General features: G+C 66.4%; 1 protein-coding gene. It reads left to right on the plus strand.

Features of this window, described 5'->3' with window-relative positions:
• The first annotated feature begins 315 nt into the window (after positions 1–315).
• Positions 316–1,782, plus strand: a complete 1,467-nt coding sequence (gene ltrA / locus AB0N06_RS38740; RefSeq protein ID WP_366139351.1) for a group II intron reverse transcriptase/maturase — start codon at positions 316–318, stop codon at positions 1,780–1,782.
• The last annotated feature ends 126 nt before the right edge of the window (positions 1,783–1,908 follow it).

Consider the following 1,908-nt stretch of genomic DNA (forward strand, 5'->3'; position numbering starts at 1 on the left):
CGTTTTAGGGGGTGGGGAACTCCCGGGCAGGTCTGGAGTTGCAGGTCCGGGAGGCCACGGTGAAAGCCTGCGGCGTAACCGTGGCGATGCCGCCGGGACAGAGCCGGGCACCTCCTGCGACGAACGGTCAGCAGTGAACACGGGAACCCTCCCGGATCTGCCACGAGTCCGCGCCGCCAGCGTGGAGTTCGAGGCTGGACCCACCGTCGGTCGATCAGTGCGGGAGGGGGCGGAGCCGCCGTAGTACTCGGAGCCGGGGAAAGCCCGGCACAAGGGGAAGGGCGGCAGCAGTTCCAAGAAGGGAAGGAGACTGTAATGCCAGAAGACGCACCGCCGAACGGCGGCGCCCCGGAAGGAGATCCCCCAGTGGGGCCCTTCGGCCAGGTACTGGAGATGCAGGCCAAGCTTCACCGTTGGGCGGTGGCCGACCCCGGCCGCCGGTTCGACGACCTGTTCAACTTCGTTCACGACCCGGCAACGCTCATCGTGGCGTTCGACCGGGTCGCGGGCAACCAGGGAGCCCGAACCGCCGGCGTGGACGGTCTGACCGTTACCGACGTCGAGCGGGATATCGGAGCACCCGGGTTCCTGGACGGTCTGCGCTCGGACGTGAAGTCCGGCGCGTTCCGGCCCCTGCCAGTGAGGGAACGCAAGATCCCCAAGCCGGGCGGGTCGGGAAAGGTTCGCAGCCTCGGTATTCCCACGGTGGCGGATCGGACCGTTCAGGCCGCGCTGAAGCTGGTGCTGGAACCCATCTTTGAGGCCGACTTCCTGCCGGTCTCCTACGGGTTCCGGCCCAAACGGCGGGCTCAGGACGCGATCGCGGAGATCCAGCGTTTCGGCTCCAAGGGATATCACTGGGTGCTGGACGCCGACATCGAAGCGGCCTTCGACAACGTTTCTCATCGCGCCGTCATGGACGCCGTGCGGAAACGGGTCAAGGACAAGCGTGTCCTGGCGCTGGTCAAGGGGTTCCTCAAGTCGGGCATCCTCAGCGAGGACGGCCAGCGAAGGGACACCCACACCGGCACCCCGCAGGGCGGCATCCTCTCCCCGCTGATCTTCAACGTCGCGTTGTCGGCGCTCGACGAGCACCTGCACCGTGACTGGTTGCCCGGTGGGCAGATGGATGGCCAGTACCCGCGTCGCAAGCGCCGTCGGCACGGCTTGCCCAACTGGCGAATTGTCCGTTACGCGGACGATTTCGCGATCATGGTGCATGGCTCCGCCGAGGACGCGGCGGCCCTCCAGAACGAAGTAGCCTCCCTGCTCGAAGCCTTGGGGCTGAGGCTGTCACCGGCCAAGACCCGAATCGTGCATATAGAGGACGGGTTCGACTTCCTCGGGTTCCGCATCCGGCGGCGCCGCAAGCGAGGAAGTGACAAGTGGTACGTCTACGCGTTCATCGCCGTGCGGCCCATCCGATCGGTGAAGGACAAGATCCGTGCCCTGACCCGCAGGACGTCACAGGCTGACCCCAGGGACGTGCTTATCCGGCTCAACCAGATCATGCGCGGCTGGGCCAACTACTTCCGGCATGCCGTCGCGAAGCACACGTTCCGCATGCTCGGGGCCTTCCTCTGGCATCGCGTGATCATGTGGCTCAAGACGATGCACCGCTGGTCGTGGAAGTACGTCCGCAACCGGCTCCTTGGCCCTCACGGGTCTTGGCTGCCGATCACCGCGGACGGGATCGAACTGATCAACCTGGCGCGGACACCGGCGATCACCCGGTACCGCTACCGGGGCGACACAATCCCCGGCCCCTGGCCCACAACCTGACAACCAGTCCGACGAGAGGAACTGTGGAGAGCCCGGTACCCGGAGACGGGTACGCCGGGTTCGGAGAGCGGCCTGGAGAAACGGGTCGGTGGCAACACCGGAACCGCGCTTCAGGCCGACTCAACC

The organism is Streptomyces sp. NPDC051020, from assembly GCF_040683105.1.
In the GTDB taxonomy this organism is placed as follows: domain Bacteria; phylum Actinomycetota; class Actinomycetes; order Streptomycetales; family Streptomycetaceae; genus Streptomyces.